At 72.7% G+C, this 16,023-nt stretch carries 15 protein-coding genes; 12 read left to right on the top strand and 3 right to left on the bottom strand.

The window, feature by feature from the left end; genetic code table 11:
- Positions 1 to 38 precede the first annotated feature (38 nt).
- From PZB77_RS13185 to PZB77_RS13155, 7 genes are all read left to right on the top strand, one after another.
- On the top strand, positions 39 to 1,244 hold the full coding sequence (locus PZB77_RS13185) for an MFS transporter (RefSeq protein WP_275492790.1): 1,206 nt from the start codon (positions 39 to 41) through the stop codon (positions 1,242 to 1,244).
- Positions 1,213 to 2,385: an acetoin utilization protein AcuC gene (locus PZB77_RS13180; RefSeq protein WP_275492789.1), complete on the top strand. Its 1,173-nt coding sequence runs from the start codon at positions 1,213 to 1,215 to the stop codon at positions 2,383 to 2,385. The genes PZB77_RS13185 and PZB77_RS13180 overlap by 32 nt, the downstream gene beginning before the upstream one ends.
- A 137-nt stretch (positions 2,386 to 2,522) precedes the next feature.
- Positions 2,523 to 3,338, top strand: a complete 816-nt coding sequence (locus PZB77_RS13175) for a phosphatase (RefSeq protein ID WP_275492788.1) — start codon at positions 2,523 to 2,525, stop codon at positions 3,336 to 3,338.
- Between the two features lie 128 nt (positions 3,339 to 3,466).
- Complete coding sequence (locus PZB77_RS13170) at positions 3,467 to 3,679, top strand: helix-turn-helix domain-containing protein (RefSeq protein WP_014046653.1); 213 nt, start codon at positions 3,467 to 3,469, stop codon at positions 3,677 to 3,679.
- Positions 3,680 to 3,789: 110 nt separating this feature from the next.
- A complete protein-coding gene (locus tag PZB77_RS13165; RefSeq protein WP_003948845.1) occupies positions 3,790 to 3,888 on the top strand; it encodes an AURKAIP1/COX24 domain-containing protein in 99 nt (32 codons plus the stop codon).
- 241 nt (positions 3,889 to 4,129) lie between these two features.
- A complete protein-coding gene (locus PZB77_RS13160; protein WP_275496044.1) occupies positions 4,130 to 5,233 on the top strand; it encodes an NAD-dependent epimerase/dehydratase family protein in 1,104 nt (367 codons plus the stop codon).
- Positions 5,234 to 5,248: 15 nt separating this feature from the next.
- A complete protein-coding gene (locus PZB77_RS13155; protein WP_275492787.1) occupies positions 5,249 to 6,346 on the top strand; it encodes a lysophospholipid acyltransferase family protein in 1,098 nt (365 codons plus the stop codon).
- A gap of 67 nt (positions 6,347 to 6,413) precedes the next feature.
- Here PZB77_RS13155 and PZB77_RS13150 read toward each other — a convergent pair whose 3' ends face one another.
- The 3 genes from PZB77_RS13150 to PZB77_RS13140 form a co-directional block, all read right to left on the bottom strand.
- On the bottom strand, positions 6,414 to 7,637 hold the full coding sequence (locus PZB77_RS13150) for a DUF5667 domain-containing protein (RefSeq protein WP_275492786.1): 1,224 nt from the start codon (positions 7,635 to 7,637) through the stop codon (positions 6,414 to 6,416).
- 274 nt (positions 7,638 to 7,911) lie between these two features.
- Positions 7,912 to 8,694: an ECF subfamily RNA polymerase sigma factor, BldN family gene (locus PZB77_RS13145; protein WP_275492785.1), complete on the bottom strand. Its 783-nt coding sequence runs from the start codon at positions 8,692 to 8,694 to the stop codon at positions 7,912 to 7,914.
- A gap of 608 nt (positions 8,695 to 9,302) precedes the next feature.
- Positions 9,303 to 10,247 carry an HAD-IB family hydrolase gene (locus PZB77_RS13140; protein ID WP_275492784.1) on the bottom strand — a complete coding sequence of 315 codons (945 nt, stop codon included), beginning with the start codon at positions 10,245 to 10,247 and terminating at the stop codon, positions 9,303 to 9,305.
- A gap of 158 nt (positions 10,248 to 10,405) precedes the next feature.
- Between PZB77_RS13140 and PZB77_RS13135 the strand changes: the two genes are divergently transcribed.
- The 5 genes from PZB77_RS13135 (at position 10,406) to PZB77_RS13115 (ending at position 15,916) form a co-directional block, all read left to right on the top strand.
- Positions 10,406 to 10,681 (top strand): glutaredoxin family protein, encoded by a 276-nt coding sequence (locus tag PZB77_RS13135; RefSeq protein ID WP_275492783.1) that lies wholly within the window; start codon positions 10,406 to 10,408, stop codon positions 10,679 to 10,681.
- Between the two features lie 276 nt (positions 10,682 to 10,957).
- Positions 10,958 to 11,725, top strand: coding sequence for a redox-sensing transcriptional repressor Rex (locus tag PZB77_RS13130; protein WP_275492782.1), 768 nt, complete (start codon positions 10,958 to 10,960; stop codon positions 11,723 to 11,725).
- Positions 11,722 to 13,266 (top strand): glutamyl-tRNA reductase, encoded by a 1,545-nt coding sequence (locus PZB77_RS13125; RefSeq protein WP_275492781.1) that lies wholly within the window; start codon positions 11,722 to 11,724, stop codon positions 13,264 to 13,266. Before PZB77_RS13130 ends, PZB77_RS13125 begins: the two co-directional genes overlap by 4 nt.
- Complete coding sequence (gene hemC / locus PZB77_RS13120; RefSeq protein ID WP_275492780.1) at positions 13,263 to 14,249, top strand: hydroxymethylbilane synthase; 987 nt, start codon at positions 13,263 to 13,265, stop codon at positions 14,247 to 14,249. Before PZB77_RS13125 ends, hemC begins: the two co-directional genes overlap by 4 nt.
- Positions 14,246 to 15,916 (top strand): bifunctional uroporphyrinogen-III C-methyltransferase/uroporphyrinogen-III synthase, encoded by a 1,671-nt coding sequence (locus PZB77_RS13115; protein WP_275492779.1) that lies wholly within the window; start codon positions 14,246 to 14,248, stop codon positions 15,914 to 15,916. Before hemC ends, PZB77_RS13115 begins: the two co-directional genes overlap by 4 nt.
- The last annotated feature ends 107 nt before the right edge of the window (positions 15,917 to 16,023 follow it).

The following is a 16,023-nucleotide window of genomic DNA, read 5'->3' as shown; positions in this document are numbered from 1 at the left end:
ATCTACCCCTGGGTAGCTCCCGGCTCTACGCTCCCGCCATGACAGAAGCGCGGTTGCGGCACGGCAGGGGTTCGTTGGCGTTCAGCTTCTTCGTGCAAGGGGTGACCTTCGCACTGCTGGTGACGCGTATCCCCGCCATCCAGGACCAGTACGGGATATCCGACGGGCTGCTGCCCGTCTTCCTCGCCGCCGTGCCGATCCTCGCCGGGGTCGGCAGCGTGCTCACCGAGAAGGTGGTCGCGCGGGTGCGGCCCGGGACCGTCCTGCGGGTGGCGCAGCCGCTCGTCATGCTGGCCCTGCTCGCGGTCGGGGCGGGCGACGCGGTGTGGCACGCGGCCGTCGCGCTCGCTCTCTTCGGGCTCTCGGTGGGGGCGCTCGACGCCTCCATGAACATGATGGGCGTCAGCCTCCAACGGGCGTACGGCCGCAGCATCATGCTCGGCTTCCACGCCGCGTTCAGCCTCGGCGGGATCCTCGGGGCCTCGCTCTCCTGGGCCGGGGCGCACTGGGACCTCTCCCTCCTCGTCTCCTACCTCCCGGCGGTCGTCGTCCTGCCGCCGGCCGCACTGATCGGGAGCCGGTGGTACGCGGAGGGCACGGCACAGGAGCTCGCCCCCGCCGGGAACGGCGGGGCGGCCTCCCCGTCGGTGCCGTTCCGGTTGCTGCTGCCGCTCTGCCTGGTCATGTGCTTCGCGTACATCGGTGACTCCACGGTCTCCAACTGGAGCGCCAAGTACCTCCAGGACGTGCTGGGCAGTTCCGAGCAGCTGTCGACGGTCCCGTACAACGTCTACATGGTGACGACGCTGCTGGGGCGGGCCGTGGGGGACTACGGGGTGCGGCGGGTCGGGGCGCAGGCCGTGGTGCGGTTCGGCTCGGTGCTGGCGGCCGCCGGGTTCGGGGTGGTGGCGGTGGCGCCCGATCCCTGGACCGGGATGGCCGGTTTCACCCTGCTCGGATTCGGGCTCTGCGTGATCGTGCCGCAGACCTTCGCGGCGGCGGGGCGGATGTTCCCCGGCGCCAGCGATGTCGCGGTCGCCCGGCTGAACGTCTTCAACTACGTCGGTTTCCTCGTCGGTTCGCCGCTCGTGGGGGCGCTCGGCGACGCGTGGAGCTACCGCGGGGCGATGCTGGTGCCGATGGTCCTGGTGCTGGTGACGCTCGTGTACGCCCGGTCGTTCGCCGGGGACGGTGCCCGATACGGTGGCGGGCATGAGCGGCCGCGCACAGTTGATGTGGGATGACGCAGTAGAGGGATACGACTTCGGGGAGAGCCACCCGATGGATCCGGTCCGGCTCGCCCTGACGATGGGGCTGGTACGGGCGTTCGGGCTGGACACGGCCGTGGACGTGACGTCGGCGAAGGCGGCCGGGGAGTCCACGCTGCGGCTCGTGCACCGGGCGGACTACGTGGCGGCGGTACGGGCCGCCTCGGCCGATCCCCGCGGTGCCGACCCCGCGTACGGCCTCGGCACCCTGGACGACCCCGCCTTCGCCGGGATGCACGAGGTCTCCGCGCTCATCGCCGGGCTCTCCGTGGGAGCGGCCGAGGCGGTGTGGCGGGGCGAGAGCGCGCACGCGGTGAACTTCACCGGCGGGCTGCACCACGCCATGCCCGGGGCCGCCGCCGGTTTCTGCGTCTACAACGACCCGGCGCTCGCCATCGCCCGGCTGCTGGAGCTCGGTGCCGAGCGCGTCGCCTACGTGGACGTCGACGTCCACCACGGCGACGGCGTCCAGGCCGCGTTCTGGGACGACCCCCGCGTGCTGACGGTGTCGCTGCACGAGCACCCGCGCACGCTCTTCCCGCACACCGGTTTCCCCGAGGAGACCGGCGGGCCGGCCGGCGAGGGAGGGGCGGTCAACGTGGCCCTGCCGGCCGGGACGGGCGACGCGGGGTGGCTGCGGGCCTTCCACGCCGTGGTGCCGGAGCTGATCGCCGAGTTCCGGCCACAGGTGCTCGTGAGCCAGCACGGGGCGGACACCCACGCCGAGGATCCCCTCGCCCATCTGGCGGTCTCGCTCGACGCCCAGCGGGCCGTCATGGAGGCCTGCCACGACCTCGCGCACGCGTACGCGCAGGACGGCCGGTGGGTGGCGCTGGGCGGCGGCGGATACGCGGTCGTCGACGTGGTGCCGCGCTCCTGGACCCACCTCGTGGGGATCGCCGCGCACCGGCCGGTGGACCCGGAGACGGTGGTCCCGGCGTCCTGGCGGGACGAGGTGTACGCACTCACCGGCCGGGCGGCACCCCAGCGGATGACGGACGGGCGGACCCCCCGCTGGCAGCCCTGGGAGTCCGGTTACGACCCGGTGGACCGGCTGGACCAGGCGGTGCTGGCGACGCGCCGCTCCGCGTACCCCCTGCGGGGGCTGCTGGCCTGAAACGCCGTCGTGCACAACGCCGCTGACGGGCTGTGGGGACGTCGGGCACAGGGTTTTCGCAATCCGTGTTACGCCAACGGGGCGTCGGTGGAGGGGTTGTGGCACCCGCGGGTCCCCGGTGCGGAAGCATGGCACGGGTGTTGAGCACCGGGGCGCTGCGCGCCCACCTGCTGGCGGCCCGGCTCGCGGGGCCCGTCGCCACCTCGCGCGAGAACAGTCTGCGCAGCTACCGCCTCTTCGCCGCCGGGGATCCCCGGGTGACCCTGGGCGTCCGTCCCGAAGGGGTCTGGGGCGAGCGGGAGCTGCTGCGGCTGATGGCCGAGCGGTGCGGGGTCTCGGGCGATCCCCGGCAGGTGACGGGGGCCGACGCGATCGACCCGGAGCGGACCCTGGCGCGGCTGGACGCGTTCGCCGGCCGGCTCGCCGGGGCGGCGGCGCGACGCGCGCCCGTCCTGTTCGGCACCGGGCACCCGGAGCGGCTCCTCGGCTTCTACGCCGGGCTGGCGGACGCCCTGTCGGCGGCCGGCTGTACGGTCCTCACCCCCGGGCGGGGCCGTCGTGTCGACATACCGACTCGATTCGGCGTACGTCCGCACCAGCTTGATTACGTAGGCGGTGTCGCGTTCGTGCGGGACCCCGGCGCACGGGCGGAGGGTGGTGGACAGGGGGCGCACTCCCACTCACCGCTCCCCGTCCGGGCGGCGCTGGAGAGCGCGGCGGAGAGCGCCGACGGGCTGCCCCGGCTGGTGATCGGCGATCACGGATGGGCCTGCGGCGCAGGTCAGATGGGTATCGAGGCGATGGGGCCGGCCGATGTGAACGACCCGGCGCTCTTCGTGGCGGAGGCGGAAGGCTGCCTCTCGGTCGCCGTACCCGTGGACGACGCCGTCGCGGCGGAGCACTACCTCCCGCTGACGCGCTATGTGCTCAATCGGGCGCGTCTGTCACCGTAGGCGCCCGATCGCCTCACCTCTTCCCCACTCGCATCACCCGCCCCTAATCTGGGCAGTGAGCGCACAACGACGAAGAGTCACCGGAGGGGAAGCCGGTGCGCGTCGCCTGCGGAAGGTACAGGTGGGTCATGGCTGCTGGCAGCGAGAGACCTCTGAACGAGGTCAAGTTTCTGACCGTGGCGGAAGTCGCCTCGGTCATGAGAGTGTCGAAGATGACCGTGTACCGCTTGGTGCACAGCGGTCATCTGCCGGCGATCCGGGTGGGCAGGTCGTTCCGGGTGCCGGAGCAAGCGGTTCACGAGTACCTCCGCGAATCCTTTGTGGGGGTCGAGTCCGCCTGACGTTTTCCCTCGGATTACGTCCCTCACCAAGTGACGGGTAGGCTAGGCCGACGTAGGTCGTGTGGGCCCAGACGCCCCGCACCAGTGAAGAGAAGTGAGCGAGGGTAGTCGTGGGCTCTGTTATCAAGAAGCGGCGCAAGCGGATGGCCAAGAAGAAGCACCGCAAGCTGCTCAAGCGCACGCGCGTTCAGCGTCGCAACAAGAAGTAAGCGAACGCAGTTCGTGAATCCGCAGCCCCTCCGCCGTCCTGGCGGAGGGGCTGCGGTGTTTTCCGGCGGCTGCCCGGGAGAGCGGTGCCGAAGGGGCGCCGCTCCCTGCCGGGGCACGACGAGTTCGCCGAACCCCGTCATGGGGGAGCCGCGGGGAAACGTCCACCCGCTACGGTGACCCGCAGGGGACCGCCTCTTCCGCGAGGCGTCCCGACCCGTGGACCGACGGAAGGCGCTGATCTTGGGGAAGGTCGTGCTCGTCACAGGAGCCGCCCGGCAGCTGGGAGGCCGCTTCGTGCGGCGCGTCCAGCGGGAGCCCGGCGTCGACCGGGTGATCGCCGTCGACGCGACGGAGCCCGAGCACGGGCTCGGCGACGCGGAGTTCGTCCGCGCGGACATCCGGCAGCCCGCCATCGGGCGGGTGCTCGCCGAACACGGCGTGGACACGGTGGTCCACCTGAACGTCTCCGGCAAGGCGCTCGGCGCGACCGGCCGGACGGCCATCAAGGAAACCAACGTCATCGGCACCATGCAGCTCCTCGGCGCCTGCCAGAAGTCGCCGACCCTCCAGCGCCTGGTGGTGAAGTCCAGCACCAGCGTCTACGGCTCCGCCCCGCGCGACCCGGCCGTCTTCACCGAGACGACCGCGCCGAAGTCGGTCGCGAGCGGCGGCTTCGCCAAGGACGCGGTGGAGGTCGAGGGGTACGTGCGCGGCTTCGCCCGGCGCCGCCCGGACGTCGCGGTCTGCGTGCTGCGGTTCGCCAACATCCTCGGACCGATGCCGGATTCGCCGCTGGCGGACTACCTCGCGCTGCCGGTACTGCCGACGGTCCTCGGGTACGACCCCCGGCTCCAGTTCGTCCACGAGGACGACGTCGTCGACGTGCTGGGGATCGCGGCGGGCGAACCGCGGCGGTCCACCCTCAACAGCGGGACCTTCAACATCGCCGGCGACGGGGTGCTGCTGCTCTCGCAGTGCGCGCGGCGCCTCGGCCGGCCGACGGTCCCGGTGCTGCTGCCCGCCGTCACCTGGGTCGGGTCGGCACTCCGCGCGGTCGGCATGACGGACTTCTCGCCGGAGCAGATCCGGCTGCTCACCCACGGCAGAGTGGTCTCCACGACCCAGATGTACGAGACGCTCGGTTTCCGCCCGAAGTTCACCACGGCGGAGACCTTCGCGGAGTACGCCCGGAGCCGCGGCCCCGGGCTGCTGCCGCCGGGGACGGCCGGCCGCGCGGTCGACCGCCTCGCGGCCCTGCCGCTCGTCGGCCCGGCACGCCGCACCCGCACGGTGGTGCCGGCGGCGGTCCCGGCGACGACCCAGACGACGCACGGCGCCAGGTAGAGGAGCGCATCGACGATGGCGGACGCCAAGGTCATTCCCTTCGACGACGACCGGTCCCGGTCCTCGGGCGGGGGCGGATCCCGTGCCGCCCGCCGCCGGACCGGCACCGGCCCGCACACCGGTCCGGCCTCCGGGCGGGCCGAGGGCACCACGGCACCCGTGAGCGCCCTGCCGGGGGCCCAGGTGCCCGGACAGGGGTACGGCGGTACGGAACCGCCCCAGGGGGCGCAGGAGCCGCACGAGGCCCCGAACCCACCGGGGGACGCCGGGCGCGGTGACTGGGAGCGGCGGCTCGCGGGCGGTCTGGCCTTCCTGCGGCGGCGCGTCACCGGCGACTACGAGGTGGACGAGTTCGGCTACGACGAGGAGCTGACCGACCAGGTCCTCATGTCGCTGCTGCGGCCCCTCGCGGAGAAGTACTTCCGGGTGGAGGTGAAGGGCGTCGAGAACATCCCGGCGGACGGCGGGGCGCTCGTCGTCTCCAACCACTCCGGCACGCTGCCGCTGGACGGGCTGATGCTCCAGGTCGCCGTGCACGACCACCACCCCGCCGAACGCCACCTGCGGCTGCTCGCCGCCGACCTCGTCTTCCGGCTGCCCGTCGTCAACGAGCTGGCCCGGAAGGCCGGCCACACCCTGGCCTGCGCGGAGGACGCGCAGCGGCTGCTCGAACTCGGCGAGATCGTCGGGGTGATGCCCGAGGGCTTCAAGGGGCTCGGGAAACCCTTCGGCGACCGGTACAAGCTCCAGCGCTTCGGCCGCGGCGGCTTCGTCTCGACCGCGCTGCGGGCCGGGGTGCCGATCGTGCCGTGCTCGATCGTGGGCGCGGAGGAGATCTACCCCATGCTCGGCAACGCCAAGACGGTCGCCCGGGTGCTCGGCTTCCCGTACTTCCCCGTCACGCCGACCTTCCCGTGGCTCGGGCCGCTCGGGATGGTGCCGCTGCCGACGAAGTGGACCATCCAGTTCGGCGAGCCCATCCCCACCGACGGCTATGCGCCGGAGGCGGCGGAGGACCCGATGCTGATGTTCAACCTGACCGACCAGGTACGCGAACAGATCCAGCACACGCTCTACACCCTGCTGGTGGAGCGCCGCTCGGTCTTCTTCTGAGGGCATGCGTCACGGGGCGGGCGCCCGGTTTCGGACCGGTGCCCGCCCCGTGAGGTGACGAGGGCGGTTACTCGCCCTCGTCCTCCGCACTGATGCCCAGGCCGGGGAGGAGACCGGGCAGCAGGGGCGGCAGGGTGACGTCCGGCGTGGTCGAACCGTCGGAGCCACCGGCTTCCTCCGCGCCGCCCGAGTCCGACGGGGCGGCGCGGTCGTCCGTCGGCAGCCCGTCCAGCAGCCCGTCCGTGCCGCCCGTGAGGAGCCCGTCCGGAGCCTCCGGCGACGCCGACGAACCGGAGGGCGCGGGTGAGGCGTCCTCGGCCGGGGGCGCCGCGGAGGGTGCCGACGAGGCGGCCGCGGAGGGGGTGGTCCGCGGGGAGCCACTCTCGTCCTGCGGAACCCCGGACCGCTCCGACCCCGCACCGCTCCGGTCCGGGGTGCGGGGCAGCAGCGACTCCAGCGGGGCGACCTCTTCGTCCATGGCCGCCAGTACCGAGCTCACCTTCTCCCCGACGTCGGCGAGCTGGACGGGCAGCCGGTCGCGCAGACTGCTCCAGCTGTCCCGGTGCGAGCGCGTGAACGAGTCCAGGGTCTGGATGGGACCCAGGGTGCCCTCGCTCTCGTACGCGGCGTGGAGCAGCCGGTGACCCTCGGCGGCGTCGTGCGACATACCGCTGAGAGCGCGCCGGATCTCGCCCAGGGACTCGTGGTCGAGCGGACCGGAACGGCCGCGCTCCATCAGGCGGCGCGCCTCGCTGAGCCGGGTGGAGGCCTGGTCGAGAAAGGCCTCGCCCCGGTCGGTGTCGCTGTCGGCCATGGAGCGCTGGATGTCCTCCATGCCCCGCTTGAGGCCGTACAGCGAGTCGCCGGGGAGCGCGTTGGAGCTGGCGGCGGCCACTCCGCCGAACGCGCCCGCCGCCACGCCGACGGTGAGCCCGCCGGCCGTGAGCCCTTTCGCCCACCGGGAGCGGGGGCGGAGCTTGCGGAGCGGGGAGGCCCGGTGGGCTCCCCTGGGGCGTTGCTCGGGCACGGCGGGACCCGTGGACGCACCGCCCTCGGCGAACATCGCTTCCATGGCGGCGACGAGCTGTGCCCGCTGCACCACTTTGACTTCGGGATCGAACTGCGGCGCCGGCAGTTCACCGAGGCCGTTCGCCAGGGCCAGCAGCGGTCCGGGGGCGGCCGGGCCGGCCGTCTCCTCGGGCTGTCCGGCCGCCGCACCCTGGGGCGTCTGCTCCTCCAGGGCCTGGGCGAAGGCGTTCGCCCGCCGGTGTGCCGAAACGTTTGCGATCACTGGCGGCACCTCCTCTCGTCATGACGGTCGACTCCCCTGAGGGTCCGGAAGGTTGTACACCCGCGATCGGTGCCACTCGATGGAGTGAGTGACGCCGGTCGAGGTGTAGCTACAGGGGGCCTGCATCCGGCACAACGAGCGGCGCGGCAGTTGGGTTACGGACGAAAGATGATCGGACCAGTGCGTCATGAACGCGACACGCGGGCAGCCGGAACGCGCGGCGCGGGGGCGCCCCGCCGGAGCCGGCACGGGCGGCCGCCGGCGGCGGGCCGGCTCAGCGGGCGTCGTCCGGCAGGAGACGGGCGAGGGTGCGGACGGCCCGGTACTGGAGGGTCTTGATCGCACCCTCGTTCTTGCCCATCACGCGGGCGGTCTCGGCCACCGAGAGCCCTTGCAGGAACCGGAGCGTGACGCACTCCTGCTGCTGCGGGTTGAGCCGCCGCACGGCCTGCAGCAGCGCGGCGTTGGAGAGCGACTCCAGCACGGAGTCCTCGGGGGAGCGCTCGACCTCGTTGGCGTCGAGCATCTCGCCGGTGGTCACTTCCAGCCGGAATCGGCTGGACTTGAAGTGGTCGGCGACGAGGTTGCGCGCGATGGTGACCAGCCAGGCACCGAAGTCACGGCCCTGCCAGGTGAAGGTCGAGATGCGGCGCAGCGCGCGGAGGAAGGTCTCGCTGGTGAGGTCCTCCGCCGTGGCCTTGCCGCCCACGCGGTAGTAGATGTACCGGTACACGGTGTCGCTGTACTGGTCGTAGAGGCGGCCGAAGGCGTCGGCCTCGCCGGCCTGTGCGCGCTCGACGAGGTCCATCATGCGCGCGCTGTCGCTGTCGGCGGTGGGGCGGCGGACGGTGGACGAGGCCGGGGCGGCGCGGTTGCTGCGTCTTCCGACCACCGCACCGCGTTCCGCCAGGGCATAGCAAGGGCCGGCAGGTGCGGGTGCAGGGGTGGCGAGCGCGGGTGCGGCGTACGCGGTGGGGACGAAGCCGCGCAAGCGGTCGAGGACCGTTGCACGCAGCGTAGCCAGGCCCGAGGCGTCAACCCCGACGTGTGGGTACACGGGACTCCCAGAGGCAGAGCTTCCATCACGAGCAGTTCGAAATCCGTCACCTTTTGTCGGGGGTGGCGGGCTCCATCATGCGTTTGAGGAGAATAACGCTTCGTACAGGCAGCGCTACACCGAGTTGCTAAAATCACCGGTTGCGCCAATTCCCGTATCGCTCCGTGACTATTCGAGTCGCAGATGGTGACCGCTTATTGATCGGAATGCTTCGCGATCTGTCTCAGCTCATTACGGGTTGTGCTCGCCCACGGACCTCCGGGGCCCGCCGGGACGGGGTGACGGAGGGGAGTGGGGGAGGGCTCGCCCGGTCTCCCCCGCGGGCCGGTGCGAGGTCCGGGCGCCCGCGCGGTGCCGGGCGCGTCCCGGCGACGTCCCGGCGACGTCACGGAGCGCCGAGGGGGAGTGCACGGCGCGCAACGGCGCGCGCCGGGAGTGTTCGGAGAGGGGGCCTGATCCGGACAGGTGTCCCGGGGGCGCGGGCACGCGGGTGCGCACGGAGGTGCGGGTGCGCGAACGCCCGCGCGCACCGCCGTTCGAGGGGGCGAACGGCCGGTGGGCGCGGGCGGGGACGGGACGCGGTGCCCGGAGGCGAGAACGCCGGTGGGTCAGCGGCGGCGGCGGTGCAGGGCGACCGCGGCGACGGTGCCGCCGGCCAGCGCGCCGACCCCGGCGGCGGCCGGCAGCGCGACCTGGGCGGCCTTGCGGCCGGTGCGGTAGTCCCGCAGCCGCCAGTCGTGGGTGCGCGCGTGCTTGCGGAGCTTGGCGTCCGGGTTGATCGCGTACGGGTGGCCGACCAGCGAGAGCATCGGGATGTCGTTGTGCGAGTCGCTGTACGCGGCACAGCGCCCGAGGTCCAGGCCCTCGGCCGCGGCCAGCGCGCGTACCGCCTCGGCCTTGGCGGGGCCGTGCAGCGGTTCGCCGACGAGGCGGCCGGTGTAGACGCCGTCGACGGACTCGGCGACCGTGCCGAGCGCGCCGGTGAGGCCGAGCCGGCGGGCGATGATCGTGGCGGTCTCCACCGGAGCGGCGGTGACCAGCCAGACCTTCTGCCCGGCGTCCAGGTGCGCCTGGGCGAGCGCGCGGGTGCCCGGCCAGATGCGGTCCGCCATGTACTCGTCGTAGATCTCCTCGCCGATGGAGGTCAGCTCGGAGACGCGGTGGCCCTTGACGATCGAGAGGGCGCTGTCGCGGGCGTCCTGCATGTGTTCCGGGTCTTCCACGCCGGCCAGCCGGAACCACGCCTGCTGCCAGGCGAACCGCGCCAGCTCCCGGCGCTGGAAGAACTTCCGTTTGTAGAGGCCCCGGCCGAAGTGGAAGAGCGCGGCGCCCTGCATCACGGTGTTGTCGAGGTCGAAGAAGGCGGCGGCGCGGTGGTCGCCGGAGACCGGGAAGACCGGCTCCCCGGGCGCACCGGCGTCCGGCTCCGCGGTGATCGCGGTGTCGCCGTCCAGCGACGCTTTGCGGGCGGCCTCGGCCGCCGCCTCGCCCGCCAGCACGCTCCGTGCCGTGGCGGAGCGCCCGCGGGGTGTGAGCCATCCAAGAGAGGCCATGCGGCGAGCATAACCATTTCGTCGGCCGCTTCCCGTCCGGCCGGTGGGGGAGGACGTGAACTCTCCGTGGCCCGCTTGTTCGGCCGGTGTTCGCGGCGGCTCGGTGGCGGTGTCGCGGTGGTGCCGTTCCGGGGCGCGGCGGGCGGAGAATGGGCGGCATGAGTGCCCTGCTGCGTCGTACGAAGAAGAAGCCCGCCGACCGGGTCGTCACGCTCCTCGGGAAGCCCGGTTGCCATCTCTGCGAGGAGGCCGGGGAGGTCGTGGCGGCGGTGTGCGCGGAGACCGGCGCGTCGTGGGAGGAGAAGGACATCACTCAGGACGAGGCGTTGTACGCGCAGTACTGGGAGCAGATCCCGGTGGTGCTGATCGACGGGGAACAGCACACCTTCTGGCGGGTGGACGCGAAGCGGCTGCGCACGGCATTGGGTGCCTGAGTCAACGGTTTACGGCTACCATCATGGGCGTTTTGGGTGATCTCGGGGGCGTGGTCATGAGAGAGGTGCTCCGCTTTGTCCCCTTCGAGTCCACAACGGGTCGATGCGATCCGCGGTTCCGGGGCCGCGCGGCGAATTCGCGTGACCCCGGTCACTTTGACCGGACAAAACGGACACAATCTTTGTGCACGTGTTCACAAAGACATAGCCTGCATTCGACGGGGCGGTCCTGGGACATACGGCCGCCTACAGCCCCGCTCATCCCGCAGGAGCACCGTGGCAACTGGCCGAACTCACCGACCGGCGACCCGAAGCCGAGGAATTCCCGAGGCCACTGTCGCCCGACTCCCCCTGTATCTGCGCGCCCTCACCGCTCTGTCGGAGCGCTCCGTTCCGACGGTCTCCTCCGAGGAACTCGCCACGGCCGCGGGGGTCAACTCCGCGAAGCTCCGCAAGGACTTCAGCTACCTGGGTTCCTACGGCACCCGCGGGGTGGGGTACGACGTCGAGTACCTCGTCTACCAGATCTCCCGCGAGCTCGGCCTCACCCAGGACTGGCCCGTCGCCATCGTCGGCATCGGTAACCTCGGCGCGGCCCTCGCCAACTACGGCGGCTTCGCCTCCCGGGGCTTCCGGGTCGCCGCGCTGATCGACGCCGACCCCGCGATGGCCGGTACCCCGGTCGCCGGCATCCCGGTCCAGCACACCGACGACATGGACCGCATCCTCGCCGACAACGGCGTGTCCATCGGCGTGATCACCACCCCGCCCGGCGCCGCCCAGCAGGTCTGCGACCGCCTCGTGGCCGCCGGTGTCACCTCGATCCTGAACTTCGCGCCGACCGTCCTCTCCGTCCCGGAGGGCGTCGACGTGCGCAAGGTGGACCTCTCCATCGAGCTCCAGATCCTCGCCTTCCACGAGCAGCGCAAGGCCGGCGAGGACGGCGCCCCCGACGACACCGACGAGGGTGCGCCGCCGATGCGCGCGACCCCCGTCAGCCGGAAGGGACCCGACGGGGACATGCCCGCGGTGATGCCGGCATGAGCCTCCTCGTCGTCGGACTGAGCCACCGCAGCGCCCCCGTCTCCGTACTGGAGCGGGCCTCGCTCGCCCAGGACGCCCAGGTCAAGCTGTTGCAGGACACCCTCGCCGCGGAGCCCGCGGCCGAGGCGACCGTGCTGGCCACCTGCAACCGCATCGAGCTCTACGCCGACGTGGACAAGTTCCACGCGGGCGTGGCCGAGCTCTCCACCCTGCTCGCGCAGCACAGCCAGGTCGGGCTGGACGAACTCACTCCTCATCTCTACGTGCACTACGAGGACCGTGCCGTCCACCACCTGCTCTCGGTGGCCTGCGGGCTGGACTCGATGGTCGTGGGCGAGGGCCAGATCCTCGGCCAGATCAAGGACGCGCTCGCCCTGGGGCAGGAGCTCCACACGGCGGGCCGGCTGCTCAACGACCTCTTCCAGCAGGCCCTGCGGGTCGGCAAGCGCGCCCACAGCGAGACCGGCATCGACCGCGCCGGACAGTCGCTGGTCACCTTCGGCCTGGAGCAGCTCGCCGACGGCGAGGACGTCGCCGCCTGGGCCCGGGGCAAGCGCGCCCTGGTCATCGGGGCCGGTTCGATGTCCTCGCTGGCCGCCGCGACCCTGGCCCGTACCGGGGTCGGCGAGATCGTCGTCGCCAACCGGACCCGGGCCCGTGCCGACCGCCTGGTGGAGATCCTCGGCCAGGCCGCCGGACCGGAGCTGCGCGCCCGCGCCGTCGGGATGGGCGCCGTCACGGACGAACTGACACGTGCCGACGTCGTGGTGTCCTGCACCGGATCCACCGGACTCGTGCTGACCGCCGAGGCGATCGCGGAGGCCATCGGCGCGGAGTACGACGCCACCTCCGTCGCCGTACCCCCGGCCTCGCCCGGCGCCCCGGTGGACGCGCTGGACCAGCACGCCGCCTGGGTGGAGAACGGCTCGCCCGCCCAGGACGGGGAGACGGACGCCGCACCCCGCGCCATCCCCGCCCAGAGCGTCTCGGAGCGGAACCCGAACGCGCGGAACACCTCCGCGCGGGACGCCGGACCCGTGCGGCTCGCCGTCCTCGACCTCGCGATGCCGCGGGACGTCGACGGCGGCGCGCACCGGATCGACGGCGTGCGCCTCGTCGACATCGAGTCGCTCGCCGAGGCGTCCGCGGACGCCCCGATGGCGGCCGACGTCGACCGGGTGCGGGGCATCGTCTCCGCCGAGGTGGCCGCCTTCGGCGCCGCCCAGCGCGCCGCGCACATCACCCCGACCGTCGTCGCCCTGCGCACGATGGCCGCCGACGTGGTGGCCGGTGAGATCGCCCGGCTCGACGGACGCCTGCCCGACCTCGACGAGAAGCAGCGCGCCGAGATCACGCAGACGGTGCGCCGCGTCGTCGACAAGCTCCTGCACGCGCCGACCGTGCGGGTCAAGCAGCTGGCGAGCGAGCCCGGCGGTGCCGGGTACGCGGACGCGCTGCGAGAACTCTTCGACCTCGACCCGCAGACGGTGGCCGCCGTCTCCCGGGCAGACCTGAACGACCCGAATAGAGGGCGGTCATGACCGACAGCTCACCCCAGGGTGGGGCCAACAACACGCCGCTCCGGCTCGGCACCCGGCGCAGCAAGCTCGCCATGGCCCAGTCGGGCCTGGTCGCGGAGGCGGTCAGCGAGGTGACCGGACGGGCCGTCGAGCTCGTCGAGATCACCACGTTCGGCGACGTCTCGCGCGAGGACCTGGCGCAGATCGGCGGCACCGGAGTGTTCGTCGCCGCGCTGCGCGAGGCGCTGCTGCGGGGCGAGGTGGACTTCGCGGTCCACAGCCTCAAGGACCTGCCGACCGCGCAGCCCGAGGGTCTGGTGCTGGCCGCCGTGCCGGTCCGTGAGGACCCGCGCGACGTGCTGGTGGCCCGCGACGGGCTGACCTTCGCGGAGCTTCCGGCCGGTGCCCGGGTGGGTACGGGTTCGCCGCGCCGCATGGCGCAGCTGAACGCGTACGCCCGGTCGCACGGCCTTTCCATAGAGACCGTGCCGATCCGCGGCAACGTGGACACGCGCATCGGATTCGTACGCGACGGTGAGCTGGACGCGGTGGTTCTCGCCGCGGCCGGTCTCAGCCGTCTCGGCCGCACGGACGAGGTGACGGACTTCCTGTCGCCCGACACCGTGCTGCCCGCTCCCGGTCAGGGAGCACTGGCGATCGAGTGCGCCGCAACCAGCGCCGACCTCGCCGCCGCGCTCGCGGAGCTCGACGACCCGTACACCCGGGTCGCCGTCACCGCCGAGCGTTCCCTGCTCGCCGCCCTGGAGGCCGGCTGCTCCGCACCCGTGGGTGCGCTGGCCGACCTCCTGGTCGACGGTCAGGCTGTCAACGAACTGCGCCTGCGCGGCGTCGTCGGTTCCACCGACGGTTCCTCGCTGGTGCAGCTGTCCACTACCGGTCCCGTTCCCACGTCGCACGACGACGCGGCGGCCCTCGGTCGCGAACTCGCGTCGGAGATGCTCGCCAAGGGTGCGGCCGGTCTTATGGGGGAGCGAGCACTTTGAGCCCCACCGGCCCCGCCGTGTCCGACTTTCCGCTGCTGTCCGCACAGGGACACGTCACCTTCCTCGGCGCCGGTCCCGGCGACCCGGGTCTGCTGACGCTGCGCGCCGTCGAGGCGCTCGCGAGCGCGGACGTCCTTGTCGCAGAGCCCGAGGTGCTCGACGTCGTGCGCACACATGCGCGGGCAGGCGTGAGCACCCCTGAGCTGACCGTCGTTGACACGACGTCAACAGCCGCCGGAGTGCCTGTACTCAGGGACGCGGCCAATATTGTCATGGAGGCCGCGAAGGGCGGCAGGCGGGTCGTCCGTGCGGTCGCGGGCGACCCGGGGCTGGACGGGGGCGCGGGGGCCGAGATGCTCGCGTGCGCCGCCGCCGGAGTGCCCTTCGAGGTAGTCCCGGGCGTCGCCAACGTCGTCGGCGTGCCCGCGTACGCCGGTGTGCCGCTGCGTGACGCGCAGGGCGCGGACGTGCGCTTCGTGGACGCCCGCACCGCCACCGACCGCTGCTGGAGCGAGGTCGGCGCCAGCGACGCGACGGCCGTCGTCTCGACCACGCTGGACGCCGTCGCGGCGGCCGCGGGCGAGCTGGTGTCGGCGGGCCGCAAGCCCGACACCCCGCTGACCGTCACGGTCGCGGGCACCACCACCCGCCAGCGGACGTGGACCGCGACCCTGGGCACCATCGCGCAGCTCTTCAAGCAGACGAAGGTGCTCCCGTCGCCCGACGGGCACCAGCCCGTCATAGCCGTGGTCGGGGAACGCACCTCGGCCGCCCAGCGCGACCAGCTCGCGTGGTTCGAGTCCAAGCAGCTCTTCGGCTGGAAGGTGCTCGTCCCGCGCACGAAAGAGCAGGCGGCCTCGCTCTCCGACCAGCTGCGCTCCTACGGCGCGGTGCCGCACGAGGTGCCGACGATCGCCGTCGAGCCGCCGCGTACGCCCCAGCAGATGGAGCGGGCCGTCAAGGGCCTGGTCACCGGCCGGTACGAGTGGATCGCGTTCACCTCGGTGAACGCGGTGAAGGCCGTGCGGGAGAAGTTCGAGGAGTACGGGCTCGACGCCCGCGCCTTCGCCGGGATCAAGGTCGCGGCCGTCGGTGAGCAGACCGCCGCCTCGCTCGTCGACTTCGGTGTGAAGCCCGACCTGGTGCCCTCGGGCGAGCAGTCCGCCGCCGGACTGCTGGAGGACTGGCCGCCCTACGACCCGGTCTTCGACCCGATCGACCGCGTCTTCCTGCCGCGCGCCGACATCGCCACCGAGACCCTGGTGGCGGGCCTGATCGACCTGGGCTGGGAGGTCGACGACGTGACGGCGTACCGCACGGTCCGCGCCTCGCCGCCCCCGGCGGACACCCGGGAGGCGATCAAGGGCGGCGGTTTCGACGCGGTGCTCTTCACCTCGTCCTCGACCGTCCGCAACCTGGTCGGCATCGCGGGCAAGCCGCACAACGTGACGGTGATCGCGTGCATCGGCCCGGCCACCGCGAAGACCGCCGAGGAGCACGGCCTGCGGGTCGACGTCCTTGCGCCGGAGCCCTCGGTGCACAAGCTGGCCGAGGCGCTGGCGGAGTTCGGCGCGCGGCGCCGGGATGCGGCCAAGGAGGCCGGCGACCCGGTGACCCGCCCGAGCGAGCGCCGTCCGGGTGCGCGGCGGAGGCGTACGACGACCTGACGGCCGGCGTGGGTGACGTACGGGCCCGGCGGCTCCCTCGTGGAGCCGCCGGGCCCTTTCCGTCGGTGGACGCCGGTGGACGCCCGTGGACGGCGAGCCCGATGATG

This window comes from Streptomyces sp. AM 2-1-1, assembly GCF_029167645.1.
GTDB lineage: Bacteria > Actinomycetota > Actinomycetes > Streptomycetales > Streptomycetaceae > Streptomyces.
This window is presented reverse-complemented; position numbering and strand designations above follow the sequence as displayed.